17 protein-coding genes are annotated in these 19228 nt (G+C 73.0%); 15 read left to right on the forward strand and 2 right to left on the reverse strand.

Annotated features, from left to right (window positions below):
* Positions 1–3: 3 nt before the first annotated feature.
* From E6W39_RS27705 to E6W39_RS27745, 9 genes are all read left to right on the forward strand, one after another.
* The gene (locus tag E6W39_RS27705) at positions 4–1620 is read left to right on the forward strand and encodes a PucR family transcriptional regulator (RefSeq protein WP_141635817.1); all 1617 of its coding nucleotides are present in this window, start codon (positions 4–6) and stop codon (positions 1618–1620) included.
* Between the two features lie 104 nt (positions 1621–1724).
* On the forward strand, positions 1725–3167 hold the full coding sequence (locus E6W39_RS27710) for an aldehyde dehydrogenase family protein (RefSeq protein ID WP_141635818.1): 1443 nt from the start codon (positions 1725–1727) through the stop codon (positions 3165–3167).
* 317 nt (positions 3168–3484) lie between these two features.
* Positions 3485–4456 carry a hypothetical protein gene (locus tag E6W39_RS27715; protein WP_141635819.1) on the forward strand — a complete coding sequence of 324 codons (972 nt, stop codon included), beginning with the start codon at positions 3485–3487 and terminating at the stop codon, positions 4454–4456.
* 69 nt (positions 4457–4525) lie between these two features.
* Entirely contained in the window at positions 4526–4981 is a 456-nt protein-coding gene (locus tag E6W39_RS27720; RefSeq protein WP_141635820.1) for a hypothetical protein, read from the forward strand.
* A gap of 92 nt (positions 4982–5073) precedes the next feature.
* Complete coding sequence (gene dxr, locus E6W39_RS27725) at positions 5074–6303, forward strand: 1-deoxy-D-xylulose-5-phosphate reductoisomerase (protein ID WP_141635821.1); 1230 nt, start codon at positions 5074–5076, stop codon at positions 6301–6303.
* Positions 6304–6376: 73 nt separating this feature from the next.
* Complete coding sequence (locus E6W39_RS27730; RefSeq protein WP_141635822.1) at positions 6377–7681, forward strand: M50 family metallopeptidase; 1305 nt, start codon at positions 6377–6379, stop codon at positions 7679–7681.
* 121 nt (positions 7682–7802) lie between these two features.
* Entirely contained in the window at positions 7803–8963 is a 1161-nt protein-coding gene (ispG, locus tag E6W39_RS27735; protein WP_141635823.1) for a flavodoxin-dependent (E)-4-hydroxy-3-methylbut-2-enyl-diphosphate synthase, read from the forward strand.
* 67 nt (positions 8964–9030) lie between these two features.
* The gene (locus E6W39_RS27740) at positions 9031–9873 is read left to right on the forward strand and encodes a GNAT family N-acetyltransferase (RefSeq protein ID WP_407658638.1); all 843 of its coding nucleotides are present in this window, start codon (positions 9031–9033) and stop codon (positions 9871–9873) included.
* A 59-nt stretch (positions 9874–9932) separates the two neighbouring features.
* A complete protein-coding gene (locus tag E6W39_RS27745) occupies positions 9933–10502 on the forward strand; it encodes a GNAT family N-acetyltransferase (RefSeq protein WP_101380364.1) in 570 nt (189 codons plus the stop codon).
* Here the strand turns inward: E6W39_RS27745 and E6W39_RS27750 are convergent.
* Together E6W39_RS27750 and E6W39_RS42060 are read right to left on the reverse strand one after the other, a co-directional pair.
* The gene (locus E6W39_RS27750) at positions 10475–11398 is read right to left on the reverse strand and encodes an aminoglycoside phosphotransferase family protein (protein ID WP_141635824.1); all 924 of its coding nucleotides are present in this window, start codon (positions 11396–11398) and stop codon (positions 10475–10477) included. The genes E6W39_RS27745 and E6W39_RS27750 overlap by 28 nt on opposite strands.
* Before the next feature lie 83 nt (positions 11399–11481).
* Complete coding sequence (locus tag E6W39_RS42060; protein ID WP_141635825.1) at positions 11482–12564, reverse strand: ferritin-like domain-containing protein; 1083 nt, start codon at positions 12562–12564, stop codon at positions 11482–11484.
* A 256-nt stretch (positions 12565–12820) separates the two neighbouring features.
* On the opposite strand from E6W39_RS42060, the gene rimP reads away from it, so the two are divergent.
* The 6 genes from rimP to rbfA all read left to right on the forward strand — a co-directional run bounded on the left by rimP (position 12821) and on the right by rbfA (position 19226).
* Positions 12821–13369, forward strand: a complete 549-nt coding sequence (rimP, locus tag E6W39_RS27760; RefSeq protein WP_141635826.1) for a ribosome maturation factor RimP — start codon at positions 12821–12823, stop codon at positions 13367–13369.
* 2 nt (positions 13370–13371) lie between these two features.
* Positions 13372–14385: a transcription termination factor NusA gene (nusA, locus tag E6W39_RS27765; protein WP_141635827.1), complete on the forward strand. Its 1014-nt coding sequence runs from the start codon at positions 13372–13374 to the stop codon at positions 14383–14385.
* 80 nt (positions 14386–14465) lie between these two features.
* Positions 14466–14759, forward strand: a complete 294-nt coding sequence (locus E6W39_RS27770) for a YlxR family protein (protein WP_101380360.1) — start codon at positions 14466–14468, stop codon at positions 14757–14759.
* 190 nt (positions 14760–14949) lie between these two features.
* On the forward strand, positions 14950–18057 hold the full coding sequence (gene infB / locus E6W39_RS27775; RefSeq protein ID WP_141635828.1) for a translation initiation factor IF-2: 3108 nt from the start codon (positions 14950–14952) through the stop codon (positions 18055–18057).
* Positions 18058–18320: 263 nt separating this feature from the next.
* Positions 18321–18617, forward strand: coding sequence for a DUF503 domain-containing protein (locus E6W39_RS27780; protein ID WP_141635829.1), 297 nt, complete (start codon positions 18321–18323; stop codon positions 18615–18617).
* Positions 18618–18779: 162 nt separating this feature from the next.
* Positions 18780–19226 carry a 30S ribosome-binding factor RbfA gene (rbfA, locus tag E6W39_RS27785; protein ID WP_141635830.1) on the forward strand — a complete coding sequence of 149 codons (447 nt, stop codon included), beginning with the start codon at positions 18780–18782 and terminating at the stop codon, positions 19224–19226.
* The last annotated feature ends 2 nt before the right edge of the window (positions 19227–19228 follow it).

Consider the following 19228-nt stretch of genomic DNA (forward strand, 5'->3'; position numbering starts at 1 on the left):
GCCATGCCCCCCACACTCGCCTCCGTCGTGCGCAACTCCTCGCTCCATCTCACGGTCCTCGCCGGAGCGGACCACCTGGAGCGACCGGTCCGCTGGGTGCACACCAGTGAGCTGGACGACCCCACCCCGTTCCTGGAGGGTGGCGAGCTGCTGCTGACCACCGGGATCAAGTTGGGCACCAGCACCAAGAGCCTGCAGGCCTATGTGCACCGGCTGGCCGACGCGGGGGTGGTTGGCCTGGGCCTGGGGGTCGGCCTGTCGCACACCGAGGTGCCGCAGCCGCTGGTGGAGGCGGCCGCGCAGCGCGGGCTGCCGCTGCTGCGGGTGCCGGAGCCGACCCCGTTCATCGCGATCAGCAAGGCGGTCTCGGCGGCGCTGGCGGCCGAGCAGTACGAGGCGGTGACCACCAGCTTCGAGGCCCAGGAGGAGCTGACCCGGGCCGCGCTGGGCCAGAACGGCACCGCGGCCGTGGTGCGTCGGCTGGCGGCCCGGCTGGGCGGCTGGGCGGCGCTCTACGACAGCTCGGGCGCGCTCTCCGTGGTGGCCCCCGACTGGGCCGCCCGCCGCGCCGCCCGGCTGGCCACCGAGGTGGACCGGCTGCGTCGCCGCCCGGCGCCGGCCAGTGCCGCGCTGCAGGGCCGGGCGCCCGGCTTCGACACCGCGGACGAGGACTTCGTGGTGGTCCAGTCGCTGGGCGCCGACCGGCGGGCCCGCGGCTTCCTGGCGGTCGGCACCGAGGACCGGATCACCCCCACTGAGCGCTATGTGCTGAACGCGGCCGTCGCGCTGCTCACCCTCACCCTGGAGCGTTCCCGCGAGCTGCGGCACGCCGAGGAGCGGATGGGCGCCGCGCTGCTGCGGCTGGTGCTGGCGGGCCAGGTGGGCACCGCCCGCCAGGTGGCTGCCGGGCTGTTCGGCGGCCTGCCGGAGGGCACGATACGCATCCTGGTGGCCGGCGCCACGCCGGCCGGCGAGCGGGACGACGCCGGGGTGCCGGTGCACGACCTGACGGAGCTGGCCGAGCGCGCCGAGCAGGCCGGCGGGCGGGCCGGCGAGAAGCTGCTGGTGGCCCGCGAGCCCGCGCGGGACGTCAAGGAGGGCACCCCGCACGGCGAGCGCCTGGTGCTGCTCGCGGTGGACGGCGGCGCGGTGCACCGGGCCTGCCTGGGCGCGGTCGAGGAGCACGAGGGCCTGGCGATCGGGGTGTCCGCGGCAGCCCCGGTGGAGGACGCCGGCAGCGCCTACGCGCAGGCCGAGCGGGCCCTGGCGGTGGCGCTGCGCGGTGGCCGCCGCTCGGTGGGGCACGAGGAGGTCGGCGCCGGGTCGCTGCTGCCGCTGCTGGGCGAGGACGCGGTGGCCGCGTTCGCCGAGGGCCTGCTGCGTCCGCTGCGCGAGCACGACCGCACGGCCCGCGGCGATCTGGTGGCGAGCCTGCGGGCCTGGCTCTCCCGGCACGGCCAGTGGGACGCGGCGGCGGCCGACCTCGGGGTGCACCGGCACACCCTGCGCTACCGGATGCGCCGGGTGGAGGAGCTGCTGGGCCGTTCGCTGGACGACACCGATGTGCGGATGGAGCTCTGGCTGGCGCTGCGCTCCGGCGAGGAGTCGGCCACTCTGTAAGGCCTGTGGTGGCCCACTGCGCCACCTTGGCCAATCCGTTTCACCCGGTCGGCCCCCTACCTTTGTCCGGGTAATCCACCGACGATGAGAGGGCCGGTAGCACCGTGACCACGACCCACGCATTCTGGCTGGCCGGGCGTCAGGCGACCGGCGAGTCCAGCTTCGAGGTCCGCCACCCCTGGGACGACAGTCTGGTCGGCACGGTCAGCGTGCCCACCGACGCCCAGGTGGACGAGGCCGTGGAGGCCGCCACCGCGGCCCTGCCGGTCTTCGCCGCCACCCCCGCGCACGTCCGCGCCACCGCCCTCGACCACGTCGCCCGCCGCCTGGTGGAGCGCACCGAGGAGATCGCCCGGCTGATCACGGCCGAGAACGGCAAGCCGATCAAGTGGGCCCGCGGCGAGGTCGGCCGGGCCGCCTCGGTGTTCCGTTGGGCCGCCGAGGAGGCCCGCCGGACCAACGGCGAGACCATGCGCCTGGACACCGACCCGGGCGGCGTGGGCCGGTTCGCCGTGGTGCGCCGCTTCCCGCGCGGCGTGGTGCTGGGCATCGCCCCGTTCAACTTCCCGCTGAACCTGGTGGCGCACAAGGTCGCCCCGGCGATCGCGGTGGGCGCCCCGATCATCCTGAAGCCGGCCCCGGCCACCCCGCTGTCCGCGCTGGTGCTGGGCGAGATCCTGGCCGAGACCGAGCTGCCGGCCGGCTCCTGGAGCGTGCTGCCGGTCGAGAACGCCAAGATGCCCGCGCTGGTCCAGGACGACCGCCTGCCGGTGATCTCCTTCACCGGTTCGGACAAGGTCGGCTACCAGATCATGGACTCGGTGCCGCGCAAGCACGTCACCCTGGAGCTCGGCGGCAATGCGGCGGCCGTGGTGCTGGCCGACTACTCCAGCGAGGCCGACCTGGAGTGGGCCGCCACCCGGATCGCGATGTTCGCCAACTACCAGGGCGGCCAGTCCTGCATCTCGGTGCAGCGGGTGATCGCCGACGCCGCCGTCTACGACGCGCTGGTCGAGAAGGTGGTCGCCAAGGTGCAGGCCCAGGTCACCGGCGACCCGTCCGACGACGCCACCGACGTCGGCCCGCTGGTCGACGAGAACGCGGCCAAGCGGGTCGCCGACTGGGTCGGGGACGCCGTGGCCAAGGGCGCCAAGGTGCTCGCCGGCGGCACCCGGGAGGGCGCCAGCTACGCGCCGACCGTGCTCGCCGACCTGCCGGCCGACGCGATCCTGGCCACCGCCGAGGTGTTCGGCCCGGTGCTCTCGCTGCACCGGGTGGACTCCACCGAGGAGGCCTTCGCGGCGGTCAACGACTCCAAGTTCGGCCTGCAGGCCGGTGTCTTCACGCATGACGTGCAGACCGCCTTCCGGGCCCACCGGGAGCTGCAGGTGGGTGGTGTGGTGATCGGCGACGCGCCGTCCTACCGCGCCGACCAGATGCCCTACGGCGGCGTCAAGGACTCCGGTGTCGGCCGCGAGGGCGTGAAGTACGCGATGGACGACTTCACCTACGAGCGGGTGCTGGTGCTGACCGGTCTCGACCTCTGATCCGGGCCGCACCGACCGGCCGTCACTGCTGACGCAGAGTCACCGAATCCCGTCGCCGTACTCCGGCGGCGGGGTTCGTTGTTTCGCCGTGTTGCCAGCAAGTTCCAAGATTTCGTTACCTGTTGGTTCTATTGACCGGTCCAGGACAGCTGATTACGCTCAGCGGCGGCTCGGCAGTAGCTGAGCCTTCCCCCACAGGTACTCAGGTTCGGCGCCACTCCCACAGGCGCGGCCGCCCCATGCCCGCCCGCACCTCCCCGCGGGCGCCGGCCGCTCCAGAGGGTCCCCATCGACCACCCTCATCGAAGGGCACCACCGTGTTGCGTTCGATCAAGCACTCCGCCGGCGTGGCCGTCGCGCTCACCGCCGCCGCCCTGCTCGTCGCCGCTCCCGCCAACGCCCAGGCTCCGGAAACCGCGGGGCACGCGTTGCACACCAACTCCCACGCCACCACCGCCAGCGGCGGCAACCTCGCCTACGGCGGTGGCAACGTCGTCACCAGCCCGACCGTCTATGTCGTCTACTGGGGCTCTCAGTGGGGCTCCGGCAGCATCACCAACGACCCCGCCGGTGAGGCCGCGCTCCAGCTGAGCTTCTTCCAGCACGCCTACGGCGCCGGCGACACCTGGTCCAACTCGCAGACGCAGTACTGCCAGGGCGTGGCCACCGGCACCACCCAGTGCGGCGGCTCCGGCAGCCACGTCGGCCACCCGGCGTCCAACCCGGTCGGCGGCACCTGGCTGGACAGCGGCGTCACCGCCCCCAAGGCCCCGAGCAGCACCCAGATCGCCACCGAGGCGCAGCGGGCCGCCGCGCACTTCGGCGTCTCCGGCGACAACGTGCAGATCATCGTCGACGCCCCGACCGGCGTGGTGCCGAAGGGCTTCAAGACCTCCTACTGCGCCTGGCACGACCACACCACGGTGAACGGCGCCGACCTGCCCTACACCAACATGCCGTACGTCGCGGACGCCGGCTCCGGCTGCGGTGCCAACTTCGTCGCGACCGGCTCCAGCGGGGTCAGCGGCACCAGCGAGGGCGTCACCATCGTCGGCGGCCACGAGTACGCCGAGACCCTCACCGACCCGGCGCCCAGCAGCGGTTGGACGGACAGCACCGGCTCCGAGACCGGCGACAAGTGCGCCTGGGTCTCCAGCGGCCAGGGTGCGTCGTCGATCGCCAACCTCAACGGCGTGAACTACGCCGTGCAGTCGCTGTGGAGCAACAACTTCGGCAACGGCGCGGGTGGCTGCGTGACCTCCTACACCAGTGCCACCAACCAGAACTGACGTACCGTCAGCGGCGCCCCTGGCCGACCCGGCCGGGGTCGCCGCCCCGGATGGAAGGCCGCCCCCGAGGTGCGACGCCCGCTGCTCCTGCTCCCGCTGCTCCTGCTGCCGCTGACCGGCTGCGCCGGCTCCTCCCCGAAGCCGGCCGCCGCCGAGCCGGCGACCCCCGCGCCGGCCGCCACGGCACCGGCGGCCGCGGGGTCCGCGACGGCCTCGCCCGCCTGCCAGGCCCCGCCCGACGCCGTGCTGCCGCACACCGACGGCAGCCTGGCCGAGACCGACCACGGCACCTACTGCCTGGCCCCCGGCGGCCGCCTCACCGTCTTCCTGACCACCGCCGGCCCGACCGACTGGTCCTCGGTGCACAGCTCCGCCCCGGCGGTGCTGGCCGCCGCCCAGGACCCGGTCACCGCGCCGATCGGCGTCACCGCCGGGCTGTTCGCCGGTGCCGCCCCCGGCACGGCCGAGCTGACCAGTCAGGACGGCAGCGGACACAGCTGGCGGGTCACGATCGTCGTCCGCTGACACCCCTCGCGGACCCGGCGCAAGGCCTGGAAGTGAGCCCCGGCTCGGGATCCGGGCCCGGCGGGCGGGCCGGGCAGGCCACAATGGTCCCCATGAACTCGCTCGCCCATCCGCAGCTGCGCTTCACTCCGACCGTCGACGACCCGTCAGGTCCGCGGGAGCTGGTGATCCTCGGATCCACCGGCTCGATCGGCACCCAGGCCATCGACATCGTGCTCCGCAACCCGGACCGGTTCCGGGTGGTCGCGCTCTCGGCCGCGGGTGGACAGGTGGAGCTGCTCGCCGAGCAGGCCCTCCAGCTGGGGGTGCACACCGTGGCGGTGGCCCGCCCCGAGGCCGAGGCACCGCTGCGCGCCGCGCTGGCCGAGCGCGCCGCCGGGCGCCCGCTGCCCGCCGTGCTGGCCGGCCCGGACGCCGCCACCGAGCTGGCTCAGCTGCCCTGCCACTCGGTGCTCAACGGCATCACCGGCTCGATCGGCCTGGCGCCCACGCTGGCCGCGCTGCGGGCCGGCCGGGTGCTGGTGCTGGCCAACAAGGAGTCGCTGATCGTCGGTGGCCCGCTGGTGAAGGCGGTGGCCGCGCCCGGGCAGATCGTGCCGGTCGACTCCGAGCACGCCGCGCTGTTCCAGGCGCTGACCGCCGGCACCCCGCGCGAGGTGCGGCGGCTGGTGGTCACGGCCAGCGGCGGGCCGTTCCGCGGCCGCAGCCGCGAGCAGCTGGCCGGCGTCACCCCGAAGGACGCGCTGGCGCACCCCACCTGGGCGATGGGCCCGGTGGTGACGATCAACTCGGCCACCCTGGTGAACAAGGGTCTCGAGGTGATCGAGGCCCATCTGCTCTTCGACATCCCGTTCGACCGGATCGACGTGGTGGTCCATCCGCAGTCGGTGGTCCACTCGATGGTGGAGTACGCGGACGGCTCCACGCTGGCCCAGGCCAGCCCGCCGGACATGCGGATGCCGATCTCGCTCGGTCTCGGCTGGCCGGACCGGGTGCCGGACGCCGCCCCGGGCTGCGACTGGACCAAGGCCGCCACCTGGGAGTTCTTCCCGCTGGACGACGAGGCGTTCCCGGCGGTGGCGCTGGCCCGCGAGGTGGGTACGCTCGGCGGCACCGCGCCGGCCGTCTTCAACGCCGCCAACGAGGAGTGCGTGGCCGCGTTCCTGGACGGGCGGCTGGCCTTCACCGGCATCGTGGACACGGTCGCCAAGGTGGTCGCCGAGCACGGCACTGGGGTCCGGGGAACTTCTCTGACCATGGAAGACGTCCTCGATGCGGAGGGCTGGGCCCGGGCCAGGGCCCGCGAGCTGGCCGCCGGCTGACCAGGGCGGTGGTACCAGGCGCGGCACCGAGGACGAAGATGGCCAGTGGGAGCGACATGACGGAGGACCAGCGGTGACTACGGCGATGACGGTGCTCGGCATCGTGGTCTTTTTCTTCGGGCTGCTGTTCTCCATCGCCTGGCACGAGCTGGGCCACCTCTCCACGGCCAAGCTCTTCAAGATCCGGGTGCCGCAGTACATGGTCGGCTTCGGCCCGACCGTCTGGTCCCGCAAGAAGGGCGAGACCGAGTACGGCGTCAAGGCGATCCCGCTGGGCGGCTACATCCGCATGATCGGGATGTTCCCGCCCGGCGAGGACGGCCGGATCACCAAGCGCAGCAGCTCGCCCTGGCGCTCGATGATCGAGGACGCCCGGGAGGCCTCCTACGAGGAGCTGCTGCCCGGTGACGAGGACCGGCTGTTCTACACCCGCAAGCCGTGGAAGCGGGTCATCGTCATGTTCGCCGGGCCGTTCATGAACCTGATCCTGGCGTTCGTGCTCTTCCTGGTCAGCATGATGGGCTTCGGCACGGTGATGAACCTGCCGACCGTCGACTCCGTCGTGCCCTGCGTGCTCCCGGTCAGCCAGGCCAAGGAGACCTGCAAGCCGGACTCGCTGCCGTCCCCGGCCGGGGCCGCCGGGCTGAAGTCGGGTGACACCATCGTCTCCTTCGACGGCCACCCGATCAGCACCTACAAGCAGCTCTCGGGGGACATCCGGGACTCCGCCGAGAAGACCGTGCCGATCGTGGTCAAGCGCGGTGGTCAGCAGCTGACCCTGACCGCCACGATCCAGAAGAACACCCTCGCCAAGCTGGACCGGAACGGCGACCCGATCCCCGGCACCGAGACGGTGACCGGCTTCCTCGGCATCGCCCCCACCTCCGGGGTGGTCCGGCTGGGCTTCGACGACAGCGTCAGCCGGATGACCGACATGGCCGACACCGGCCTGCACTCGCTGATCGCGCTGCCCGGCAAGATCCCGGCGCTGTGGGACTCGGTGGTCAAGGGCACCCCGCGGCAGGCGGACTCGCCGGTCGGCATGGTCGGCGCGGCCCGGGTCGGCGGCCAGGTCTTCGCCCTGCACCTGCCGGCCTCGCAGCGGATCGCGTTCATGATCAACCTGCTGGCCGGGATCAACCTGTCGCTCTTCCTGTTCAACATGCTGCCGCTGCTGCCGCTGGACGGCGGGCACGTGGCCGGCGCGGTCTGGGAGTCGATCCGGCGGCGGGCCGCGGCGCTCTTCAAGCGTCCGGACCCGGGGCCGTTCGATGTGGCCAAGCTGATGCCGCTGGCCTACGTGGTGGCCAGCATCTTCATCGGCTTCACCCTGCTGGTGCTGATCGCCGATGTGATCAACCCGGTCAAGATCAGCTAGCCCGACCGGTCAGGGGGCGTGCAAACGGGGCCCTGCGGGTGCCGTACCGTTGGACGCCGGGTGTGCGATTCCTGCGCACCCGGCGTCGCCCGTCACCTCTACATCGGGGAAACCTGCGCACATGACCGCGATCTCGCTCGGCATTCCGTCTCTGCCGCTCAAGCCGCTCGCCACTCGCCGGGTGTCCCGGCAGATCATGGTGGGCAATGTGCCGGTGGGTGGTGACGCGCCGGTGTCGGTGCAGTCGATGACCACCACGCTGACCGCCGACGTCAATGCGACGCTGCAGCAGATCGCGCAGCTGACCGCCTCGGGCTGTCAGATCGTGCGGGTGGCGGTGCCGTCGCAGGACGACGCGGACGCGCTGCCGATCATCGCGAAGAAGTCGCAGATCCCGGTGATCGCGGACATCCACTTCCAGCCGAAGTACGTGTTCGCCGCGATCGACGCGGGGTGCGCGGCGGTCCGGGTGAATCCGGGCAACATCAAGGCGTTCGACGACAAGGTCGGGGAGATCGCCAAGGCGGCCAGGGACGCGGGCACCCCGATCCGGATCGGCGTCAACGCGGGCTCGCTGGACAAGCGGCTGCTGGAGAAGTACGGCAAGGCCACTCCCGAGGCGCTGGTGGAGTCGGCGCTGTGGGAGTGCTCGCTGTTCGAGGAGCACGACTTCCGGGACATCAAGATCTCGGTGAAGCACAACGACCCGGTCGTGATGATCAATGCGTACCGGCAGCTGGCGGCGGCGTGCGACTATCCGCTGCACCTGGGCGTGACCGAGGCCGGCCCGGCGTTCCAGGGCACGATCAAGTCGGCGGTGGCGTTCGGCGCGCTGCTGTCGGAGGGGATCGGGGACACCATCCGGGTCTCGCTCTCCGCGCCGCCGGCCGAGGAGGTCAAGGTCGGCATCCAGATCCTCGAGTCGCTCAACCTGCGCCAGCGCGGTCTGGAGATCGTCTCCTGCCCGTCCTGCGGCCGCGCCCAGGTGGACGTCTACAAGCTGGCGGAGGAGGTCACCGCCGGCCTGGAGGGCATGGAGGTGCCGCTCCGCGTCGCGGTGATGGGCTGTGTGGTGAACGGCCCGGGGGAGGCCCGGGAGGCGGACCTGGGTGTGGCGTCGGGCAACGGCAAGGGCCAGATCTTCGTCAAGGGCGAGGTCATCAAGACCGTGCCGGAGTCCAAGATCGTCGAAACCCTGATCGAAGAGGCCCTCAAGCTGGCCGAGGAGATGCAGGCGGACGGCGTCGCCGCCGGTACCCCCACCGTGATCGCCGCCGACTGACGATGAGTGGGACACCGTGCTCGACCGAGGCCTGATCCTCCCGGGCGCACTGCAGGCCGCCCGCTCACTGGCCGCCACCCGGCTGCTGGAGGCCGCCGACCTGGCGGCCGCCCTCGAGGTGCTGCACCGCGACCCGGTGGCCAACGCCTTCGTGGCCACCCGGGTCGAGGCGGTCGGCCTCGACCCGTGGCGGCTCGGCGGCGAGATGTGGGGCTGGTACGACCAGCAGGGCCGGCTGGAGTCGCTCTGCTACGCGGGCGCCAACCTGGTGCCGATCAACGCCGGCCCGCAGGCCGTGCGCGCCTTCGCCGAGCGGGCCCGGCGGCAGGGCCGGCGCTGCTCCTCGATCGTCGGCCCGGCCGGTCCCGTCGCCGAGTTGTGGGCCCTGCTGGAGCGCAGCTGGGGCCCGGCCCGCGAGGTCCGGGCCCACCAGCCGCTGATGGCCACCAGCGAGCCGGCCGCCGGGGTGGCCCCCGACCCGCTGGTCCGCCGGGTCCGCCGCGACGAGCTCGACCTGCTGATGCCGGCCTGCGTGGCGATGTTCACCGAGGAGGTCGGGATCTCCCCATTGGCCGGGGACGGCGGCCTGCTCTACCAGGCCCGGGTGGCCGAACTGGTCACCGGCGGACGGTCGTTCGCGCGGATCTCGGAGCAGGGCGAGGTGGTCTTCAAGGCCGAGATCGGCGCCGTCACCAAGGGCGCCTGCCAGGTCCAGGGGGTCTGGGTGGCCCCCGCGCACCGCGGCAAGCGGCTCTCCGAGGCCGGCATGGCCGCAGTACTGGAGATCGCGCTGCGCGAGGTGGCCCCGGTGGTCAGCCTCTACGTCAACGACTACAACCTGCCGGCCCGGGCCGCCTACCGCCGGGTCGGGTTCCGTGAGGTCGGCGCCTTCATGTCGGTGCTCTTCTAGTCGCCCCTTCTCGCCAATCTCGCTGCTCTTCGGGCCGGTTCAGGAGTAACGTCCCGGGCATGGAGCAGCTCACCGAGGTCACCGTGCAGCCGATCGACCTGGCGGCCTGGGCGCCGTACGCCCTGGAGGTCCAGGCGCAGGCCTTCGGGCTGTCGGCGCAGGAGATCGCGGTGCGGCTGCACATCGTCGGGCGGCACGCCCAGCAGCCCGGGGTGCTGGCCTTCGGCGCGCTCAGCGGCGGCCGGCTGGTCGGCTTCGGCTACGGCATGCCCAACCGGCGCGAGCACTGGTGGAGCACGGTGATCGAGCCGCATCTGGAGGCCCGCGGCCACGGCGACTGGCTGGACGACGTGTTCGCCGTCACCGAGCTGCACGTGCTGCCCGAGTACCAGGGGCACGGCCTGGGCAGCACCCTGATCCGCACCCTCTGCGAGCGCTCCGGGCTGCGGCGCAGCATCCTCTCCGCGATCGACGCCGAGACCCCGGCCCGGCGGCTCTACCGCTCGCTGGGCTACCGCGACCTGGCGCGCGCCGTGCACTTCCCCAACACCGACCGTCCGTACGCCGTGATGGGTGCTCAACTCCCGTTGCTGGACGGCTTCTACAGCGCCCCGGCGAACTCCAGGTAGCGCTCGGCGCCGGCCCGGTCGCCGGTCGCCAGTGCGGTCAGCCCGGCGGCCACGGCGCGGAACAGCGTCCAGCCGCGCAGCCGGTCCGCATCCACCTCGACCGCCTCGGACAGCTGCTGCAGCCGGCGCCGGACGGCACCCTGCGGGCTGGGCGCGGCCGCCAGCGTCTCCTTGCGGTCCTGCGCCAGCCAGGCCAGGTCGTAGGCCCGCTCGCCGACCAGCGGCTGCGGATCGATGGCCAGCCAGGGCGCCCGGTCGGCGGCCAGCACGTTGCCGTGGTGGAAGTCGCCGTGCAGCAGCACCTGTTCGTCACCGGAGTCCACCAGCCCGGCGGCGACCTCCAGCGCCTCGTCCAGCAGCTGCCGGGCGTCCAGCCGGTCGGCCGTGCTCCGCTGCTCGCCCAGCCAGGCACTGCGCTGCGCCACCTGCTCGGACACCGGCGTGAACCGGTGGCCGGCCGGCGGTGCCGTCCAGAGCCGGCGCAGCAGGCTGGTCGCCTCCAGCATCGCCTTGGCCTCGGTCAGCGAGCGCAGCGGGATGTCGCCGTGCAGCCGCTCCAGCAGCAGGAAGCCCTCGGCCGGGTCGGCGTCCAGGAGCAGGACGGCGCCGCGGCCGGCCCAGTGCGCCAGCGCGGCGTGCTCCTGGGCGGTCTCCGGGGTGACCAGGCCGGCCTTGAGCACGGCGGGGGAGGTGTCGTCGCGGCGGACCAGGCAGATCAGGCTCAGCCGGCCACCCGGGTCGGCCACCCGGTCCAGGGTCAGCCGCCGCTGCTCCAGGTGCCGGGCCACCCGGTCGGGCAGCGCGGCGAGCCACCGCTCGCCGGCCGCGCCCTGGCGGGCGGTGACGCCCTGGCGCAGGCGGTCCGGAATGGTGAGCTGTCCTGCTGCTGGCGCCATGCCGGCCTTCCGTGTGGTGCTTCCCCCGCTGCTTGCTGCCCATTGTCGGCCATCACCGTCGCCCGGCCGGGTAGCCGCGCAGGTCAGCGCGGTGAACCGGACGGCGCGGCGGCGGCCGGCAGGCCGGGCAGCGGACCGGGGGTGCCACCCCAGTGGGCGCACTGCAGCACCGCGGTGGACAGCGCGGCGGCGGCCCGGGCCCGCAGGTCGCCGGTGGTGGCCGCGACCAGATCGCCGTAGACCGCGGTGAGCCGCTTCTCCACCTCGGCGGCCAGCTGCCCGGCCGCGGTGGCGTCCGGCACCGGGAACGGCAGCCGGTAGCCGGGGGCGGCGGCGGTCGGGGTGGCACCGGCGCCGTGCAGCAGCCGGTCCCAGGCGTCCCGGCGGGCCTGGTGGGCGGCGTAGCAGATGCGGGCGTCGTCCCGCTTGGGGCCGGGCGGCAGCTTGGCGCCCACCACGCCGAAGGCGTAGACGGCCGCGTGCTCGGCGGCCAGCGCGGCCTGCAGGGCGGCGGTGGCGTCGGCCGACGGCGGATCGGCGGCGCCCGGCGAGCCGGAGGCCGACGGCGTGGCGGACGACGGCTGGTCGGCGGGCGCGGGCAGCGGGCTCTGGTCGCCGAGCCGGACGGCCCGCAGCGCACCGGCGGCCGCCACCGCGGCGAGCAGCCGGGCGAGCTCGGGGGAGGCGGCGGGCAGGTCGGCGAGCCGGGCCAGCGCGGTGCTCTTCTCGGCGGCGGCCAGCCCGGCGGCCCCGGCGGGCGAGCCGCTCGGTGAGTGGCCGGCACCGGGCGACGCACTGCTCGGCGAACCGCTGGCACCGGGCGCGCCGCCGCTCGGCGAACCGCTGGCACCGGGCGCCCCGCCGCCCGGCAGCCCGGTGGCCAGCGCGCCCCGCTCGGCGGCCACCTCGGTCTGCAGCTGAGCCAGCGGTGCCCCGCCGGCGGCCGCCACCGGCACCGCCGCGTACTGGGCGAGCAACGCGTCCGCGCCGGCCACCGCCCGGGTGCGCAGCGGCAGGTCCGGATCGGCCTTCGGTGCGCCGGCCCGGTCGTGCGCCCTGCCGCCGGAGCCGGAGCCTCTTCCCGAGCCGGCGGTGCAGGCGGCCAGCAGACCGGCGGCGGTCAGCGCCCCGGAGGCCAGTAACGTCCGCCGGCTGGGCGAATGCATCGACGCGCTCCCCGTGGTCAGGCGGGAGCCCCCGGACCCCCGCTGCCGAGACATGAGTGTGGGGCGGGCCGCAACGCGAACGACACATGGTGAAAATGTTGTGCCCACCCGGACGGACGCTACCGTTCGAATGCTCTTGCGCCTAGGCGGGGCTCGCCGCCGGAGCACCGGAATCGGCGGTTGGGGGGTCGACCCGATAGGCTTTGCCCGAGTTACGACCTCTGACAACAGCAGACGCGGCCGAGGAGTCACCCGGATGAGCACCACCCCCACCGATCGGTTGCGTGCCTTGTTGGAGCCGCTGGCCGAGCAGGCGGGCCTGGACCTTGAGGACGTCAAGGTGACCCAGGCAGGCAGCCGCCGCCAGCTGCAGATCGACGTGGACGCCGACGGCGGCGTGGATCTGGACGCGATCGCCGAGTTCAGCCGCGAGGTCGGCCAGGCGCTGGACGCCAGCGACCTGATGGGCAGCTCGGCCTATCTGCTGGAGGTCGGTTCCCCGGGTGTGGACCGCCCGCTCACCGAGCCCCGCCACTGGCGCCGCAACACCGGCCGGCTGGTCAAGATCCAGCTGGCCGACGGCGGCGAGATCGTCGCGCGCATCCTGGAGAGCGACGAGGACGGCGCTCTGGTCGAGGTGCAGCCGGTGAAGGGCCGCGGCCGCCCCAAGGAGCGCAGGCTGGAGTTCGCCGAGGTGGCCAAGGCGCGGATCCAGGTGGAGTTCAACCGCAAGGAGGACGAGCAGCTGCTGTCCGACGAAGAGACGGACGAGCAGCCGCTCGCCGAGGAAGAAGAGGAGGCGTAGCCGTGGACATCGACATGAGTGCCCTTCGTGGGCTGGTCACCGAGAAGAACATCCCGTTCGACCTGCTGGTCGAGTCGATCGAGTCGGCGCTCCTCATCGCCTACCACCGGACCGAGGGCTCGCGCCGCCGCGCCCGCGTCGAGCTGAACCGCAAGACCGGCCATGTGACCGTGTGGGCGCTTGAGGACGCGAGCGAGTTGGAGGAGGGCGCGGAGCCCAAGGAGTTCGACGACACCCCGAGCGGGTTCGGCCGGATCGCCGCCACCACCGCCAAGCAGGTGATCCTGCAGCGCCTGCGGGACGCCGCCGACGACCAGACCTTCGGCGAGTACGCGGGCAAGGAGGGCGACATCGTCACCGGTGTCGTCCAGCAGGGCAACGACCCGAAGAACGTGCTGGTGGACATCGGCAAGCTGGAGGCGATCCTGCCCCCGCAGGAGCAGGTCCCCGGCGAGGAGTACAAGCACGGCACCCGGCTGCGCAGCTACGTGGTGGCGGTGCGGCGCGGTGTCCGCGGCGCCTCGGTCACCCTGTCGCGCACCCACCCCAACCTGGTGAAGAAGCTCTTCGCCCTGGAGGTGCCGGAGATCGCCGACGGCTCGGTGGAGATCGCCGCGATCGCCCGCGAAGCCGGCCACCGCACCAAGATCGCCGTGGTGTCGCGCCGCCCGGGCCTGAACGCCAAGGGCGCCTGCATCGGCCCGATGGGCGGCCGGGTGCGCAATGTGATGGCCGAGCTGCACGGCGAGAAGATCGACATCGTCGACTGGTCGGAGGACCCGGCCGAGATGGTGGCGAGCGCGCTGTCCCCCGCCCGGGTGACCAAGGTCGAGATCGTCGACTTCCAGCAGCGCTCCGCCCGGGTGATCGTGCCCGACTACCAGCTCTCGCTGGCGATCGGCAAGGAGGGCCAGAACGCCCGTCTGGCCGCTCGGCTGACCGGTTGGCGGATCGACATCCGACCGGACACGGACGGTGCGACCGAGGGTGCGGACGGGGAATCCACCGCGGTCTAGTCGTGTTGTCGTAACAGAGTCGCGGCCCTGCCTTGATCGGTGGGGCCGCGTTCAGTCCCGGTTGAGGGGTAGACTTGAAGATGTCCGGCCGGACGCGTGTCCGCGCATGCCCTGAACGCACTTGCGTGGGCTGCCGCAAGCGAGCGGCCAAGCACGAGCTGTTGCGTGTCACGGCGGTCGAGGGCGTCTGCGTCCCCGATCCCCGGGCCACGTTGCCCGGTCGGGGCGCGTACCTGCACCTCGACCTGGCCTGCCTCGACCTGGCAGTCCGTCGCCGGGCGCTGCCGAGGGCCTTCAAGGCCCACGGTGCGCTTGACACGGATCCGCTGCGTGAGCACGTCGCGGCCAGGGCAGACAGTACCCCGGCGTCCTGAGGACCCTGGGGAGAACCACCGTACGGAGCACGGCACGGGCACCCAGGTGTGCCGCGCCACCAGTCAGGTACCTCGCGAGTTGGAAGTAGGTCGAGATTGCGATGAGCACTCGATGAGTACGCGATGAGTACGCCCATGAAGTAGCGACGGTCCGGCGGACGACTACCCCGGACTTATAGACAGGAGCGAAGTGGCTAAGGTCCGGGTTTACGAACTCGCCAAGGAACTCGGCTTGGAGAGCAAGGCCGTCATGGCCAAGCTGACCGAGCTGGGTGAGTTCGTCCGTTCGGCGTCCTCGACGATCGAGGCGCCGGTCGTGCGCAAGTTGACTGACGCTTTGGGAGCTACCCCGCCGTCCGGCGGTGGCTCGGCTGCCAAGCCTGGCCCGCGGAAGCCCGCGGCGCCCACGCCCGCCGGCGGTGCCGGCGCGGCGGCCCCCAAGCCGGGGGCACCCACCCCGACCCCTGGTCCGCGGCCCGCCGCGACCCCGGGTCCCCGTCCGACTCCGGCCGCGGCTCCCGCTGCGGCTCCGGCTCCGGCCGCCTCCGGCCCGCGCCCGGGTGCTCCGGCCCCGGGTCCGCGCCCGGCGCGTCCGGCGGCCCCGGCTGCCCCGGCGGCCGAGTTCTCCTCTCCGGCGCCCGCCGGCGAGGCCCCCGCGCGTCCGGCTCCGGCGCCGCGCCCGTCCGGCTCCGCGGCCGGCGGCGCCCGCCCGGGTCCGCGCCAGCCCGGCCCGCGTCCGGGCAACAACCCCTTCACCTCCGGCAGCGCCACCGGCATGGCCCGCCCCGGCGACCGCCGTCCGGCCGCGCCGGGTGAGCGTCCCCGTCCGGGTGGCGACCGTCCGCGTCCGGCGGGTGCGCCGGGTGCCGGTGCGCCGCGTCCGGGTGGCCCGGGTGAGCGTCCCCGTCCGGGCGGCCAGGGTGAGCGTCCCCGTCCGGGTGGCGACCGTCCGCGTCCGGGTGGTCCCGGTGCCGGTGCGCCGCGTCCGGGTGGCCCGGGTGCCGGTGCCCCGCGTTCCGACATGCCGCGTCCGGCCGGCCCGCGTCCGGGTGCGCCCAGCCCGTCCGGCATGCCGCGCCCGAACCCGGGCATGATGCCGCAGCGTCCCGGCCCGGGTGCCGGTCCGCGTCCGGGCCCCGGTGGCCGTGGTCCGGGTGGCCCCGGCGGCCGTCCGGGCGGTCCGGGTGCCGGTGGCGGCGCCCGTCCCGGCTTCGCCGGTCGTCCGGCCGGTCCGGGCTCGCGTCCGGCCGGTGGCGGCGGCTTCGGCGGCCCCCGTCCGGGTGGCGGTGCCGGTGGCGGCGGCGGCTTCGGCGGCCCGCGTCCCGGTGGCTTCGGCGGTCGTCCCGGCGGCCCGGGTGCCCGTGGTGGCACGCAGGGTGCCTTCGGTCGTGGCCCGGGCGGTCGCCCGGCGCGCGGTCGCAAGTCGAAGCGGGCGAAGCGCCAGGAGTACGAGGCCATGCAGGCCCCGTCCGTCGGCGGTGTGATGCTGCCGCGCGGCAACGGCCAGACGGTCCGGCTGTCGCGTGGTGCCTCGCTGATGGACTTCGCGGAGAAGATCAACGCCAACCCGGCCGCGCTCGTCTCGGTGATGTTCAACCTCGGTGAGATGGTCACCGCGACCCAGTCGGTCGCCGACGCGACCCTGGAGCTGCTGGCCGGCGAGATGGGCTTCGTGCTCGAGATCGTCAGCCGCGACGACGAGGACCGCGAGCTGCTGGAGTCGTTCGACATCGACTTCGGCGCCGACGAGGGCGGCGAGGAAGAGCTGCTGCCGCGTCCGCCGGTGGTGACCGTCATGGGTCACGTCGACCACGGCAAGACCCGCCTGCTGGACGCCATCCGCAAGTCCAACGTGGTGGCCGGCGAGGCCGGTGGCATCACCCAGCACATCGGTGCCTACCAGGTCGCCGCGGAGGTCAACGGCGAAGAGCGCCGGATCACCTTCCTGGACACCCCGGGTCACGAGGCGTTCTCCGCCATGCGTGCCCGTGGTGCCAAGTCCACCGACATCGCGATCCTGGTGGTCGCGGCCAACGACGGTGTCATGCCGCAGACGGTCGAGGCGCTCAACCACGCCAAGGCCGCGGGTGTGCCGATCGTGGTCGCCGTCAACAAGATCGACGTCGAGGGCGCCGACCCGGTCAAGGTCCGCGGTCAGCTGACCGAGTTCGGCCTGGTGGCCGAGGAGTACGGCGGCGACACCATGTTCGTCGACATCTCCGCCCGCCAGGGCCTGCACATCGACCAGCTGCTGGAGGCCGTGGTCCTGACCGCGGACGCCTCGCTGGACCTGCGGGCCAACCCCGAGCAGGACGCGCAGGGTATCGCCATCGAGGCCCACCTCGACAAGGGCCGCGGCGCCATGGCGACCGTGCTGGTCCAGCGCGGTACCCTCCGCGTCGGTGACTCGATCGCGGTCGGCGACGCGCACGGCCGCGTCCGCGCCATGCTCGACGAGAACGGCAAGAACGTCGAGGAGGCCGGTCCGTCCCGTCCGGTCCTGCTGCTCGGTCTGACCTCGGTGCCGCGCGCCGGCGACAGCTTCATCGTCGTCGACGACGACCGCACCGCGCGCCAGATCGCCGAGAAGCGCTCGGCCCGCGACCGCAACGCCATGTTCGCCAAGCGTCCGATGCGGATCTCCCTGGAGAACCTGGACCAGGCGATCGCGGCCGGCGGTATCCAGCAGCTCAACCTGATCATCAAGGGTGACGTCTCCGGTTCGGTCGAGGCCCTTGAGGACGCCCTGGTCAAGCTGGACGTGGGCGAGGAGGTCGAGCTCCGGATCCTGCACCGCGGTGTGGGTGCCATCACCGAGTCCGACGTGGACCTGGCGATGGGCTCGGAAGCGATCATCATCGGCTTCAACGTCCGCGCCGAGGGCCGTGCCCGCACGGCCGCCGAGCGCGAGGGCGTCGACGTCCGGTACTACTCGGTCATCTACCAGGCGATCGAGGAGATCGAGGCCGCGCTCAAGGGCCTGCTCAAGCCGGAGTACGAGGAGGTGCGCCTCGGCTCCGCGGAGATCCGCGAGGTGTTCCGCAGCTCCAAGTTCGGCAACATCGCCGGTGTCCTGGTCCGCGAGGGCCTGCTGCGCCGCAACGCCAAGGCCCGCCTCATCCGCGACGGCAAGGTGGTCGCCGACAACCTCACCATCGAGGGTCTGCGCCGCTTCAAGGACGACGCGACCGAGGTCCGCGAGGGCTTCGAGGCCGGTGTCACCCTGGGGTCGTACAACGACATCAAGGTGGACGACGTCATCGAGACCTTCGAGATGCGCGAGAAGCCGCGCGTGTAACCGTGCGGTGGCCCGCTGAGCGACTGGGCTGCGACACAGCGAAGGGTGGGGCTCGCCGACCCCCCAGCCAATGGCTGAGGGGGTCGGCGGGGCCCACCCGCAGCGGAGGAGCAGCCCATAAAGCGGCATGAAAAGCAGTCGGGGCCGGTCGGCGGGAATTCCCGTCGACCGGCCCCGGTCTGGCTGTGTAGGGTCCTCGACAGCGGCCCCCGCCGCGGGGCGGGGGAACTACGAGGCCCTCAGGTCGGCGAGACCTGTCACACATGTTCGTGGGAACACTCACCTTCGACCTGCTGCTGGGCGATGTGCATTCGCTCAAGGAGAAGCGTTCGATCGTGCGGCCCATCGTGGCCGAACTGCAGCGCAAGTACAGCGTGTGCGCTGCCGAAGTCGGGAACCAGGATCTGCACCGGCGGGCCGAGATCGGCCTGGCGGTGGTCTCGGGCGAGCACCGGTTCGTCACCGAGATCCTGGACAGCTGTGAGCGGCTGGTCGCCTGCCGCCCCGAGGTGCAGTTGCTCTCCGCCAGGAGGCGCTACTACGGCGATGACGATGAATGAGTTCGGGCACGGTGGTGGAACGTCACCACCGTCACACCGACGAGGACGAAGAGCGCTCACACCACTGGGCGCGGGCCGGTACTTTGGGGCGTGGGCCCCGAAGACCGCGAGTCGATCGTGTCAGTCGACCGCAGTACCGTGCCCACTGCACGAGGAGGCAACGTGACCGACACCGCAAGGGCGCGCAAGCTCGCCGACCGCATCCAGGTGGTCGTCGCCCAGACCCTGGAGCGGCGGATCAAGGATCCGCGGCTGGGCTTCGTGACCATCACCGACACCCGCGTCACCGGCGACCTGCGGGAGGCCACGGTCTTCTACACGGTCTACGGGGACGACACCGAGCGGGAGGCCACCGCGGCCGCGCTGGAGAGCGCCAAGGGTGTGCTCCGCTCCGAGGTCGGCAAGCAGACCGGGGTGCGCTTCACCCCGTCGCTGACCTTCGTCGCGGACGCGCTGCCGGACAACGCGCGGAACATCGACGACCTGCTCCACAAGGTCCGGGAGTCCGACGCGGCGGTGCGCACTGCTGCCGCCGGGGCCCAGTACGCCGGCGAAGCCGACCCGTACAAGGTGCCCGCCAGCGAGCGCGACGCGGACGAGGACGAGTAGTC

This window comes from Kitasatospora acidiphila, assembly GCF_006636205.1.
Lineage (GTDB): Bacteria > Actinomycetota > Actinomycetes > Streptomycetales > Streptomycetaceae > Kitasatospora > Kitasatospora acidiphila.

Excerpts from the sequence above, each read along its gene's own strand:
- E6W39_RS42060 (WP_141635825.1), bottom strand. The coding sequence starts at position 12,564 with ATGCATTCGCCCAGCCGGCGGACGTTACTGGCCTCCGGGGCGCTGACC.
- dxr (WP_141635821.1), top strand. The coding sequence starts at position 5,074 with ATGAACTCGCTCGCCCATCCGCAGCTGCGCTTCACTCCGACCGTCGAC.
- rimP (WP_141635826.1), top strand. The coding sequence starts at position 12,821 with ATGAGCACCACCCCCACCGATCGGTTGCGTGCCTTGTTGGAGCCGCTG.
- E6W39_RS27750 (WP_141635824.1), bottom strand. The coding sequence starts at position 11,398 with ATGGCGCCAGCAGCAGGACAGCTCACCATTCCGGACCGCCTGCGCCAG.
- E6W39_RS27780 (WP_141635829.1), top strand. The coding sequence starts at position 18,321 with ATGTTCGTGGGAACACTCACCTTCGACCTGCTGCTGGGCGATGTGCAT.
- ispG (WP_141635823.1), top strand. The coding sequence starts at position 7,803 with ATGACCGCGATCTCGCTCGGCATTCCGTCTCTGCCGCTCAAGCCGCTC.
- E6W39_RS27745 (WP_101380364.1), top strand. The coding sequence starts at position 9,933 with ATGGAGCAGCTCACCGAGGTCACCGTGCAGCCGATCGACCTGGCGGCC.
- E6W39_RS27705 (WP_141635817.1), top strand. The coding sequence starts at position 4 with ATGCCCCCCACACTCGCCTCCGTCGTGCGCAACTCCTCGCTCCATCTC.
- E6W39_RS27770 (WP_101380360.1), top strand. The coding sequence starts at position 14,466 with ATGTCCGGCCGGACGCGTGTCCGCGCATGCCCTGAACGCACTTGCGTG.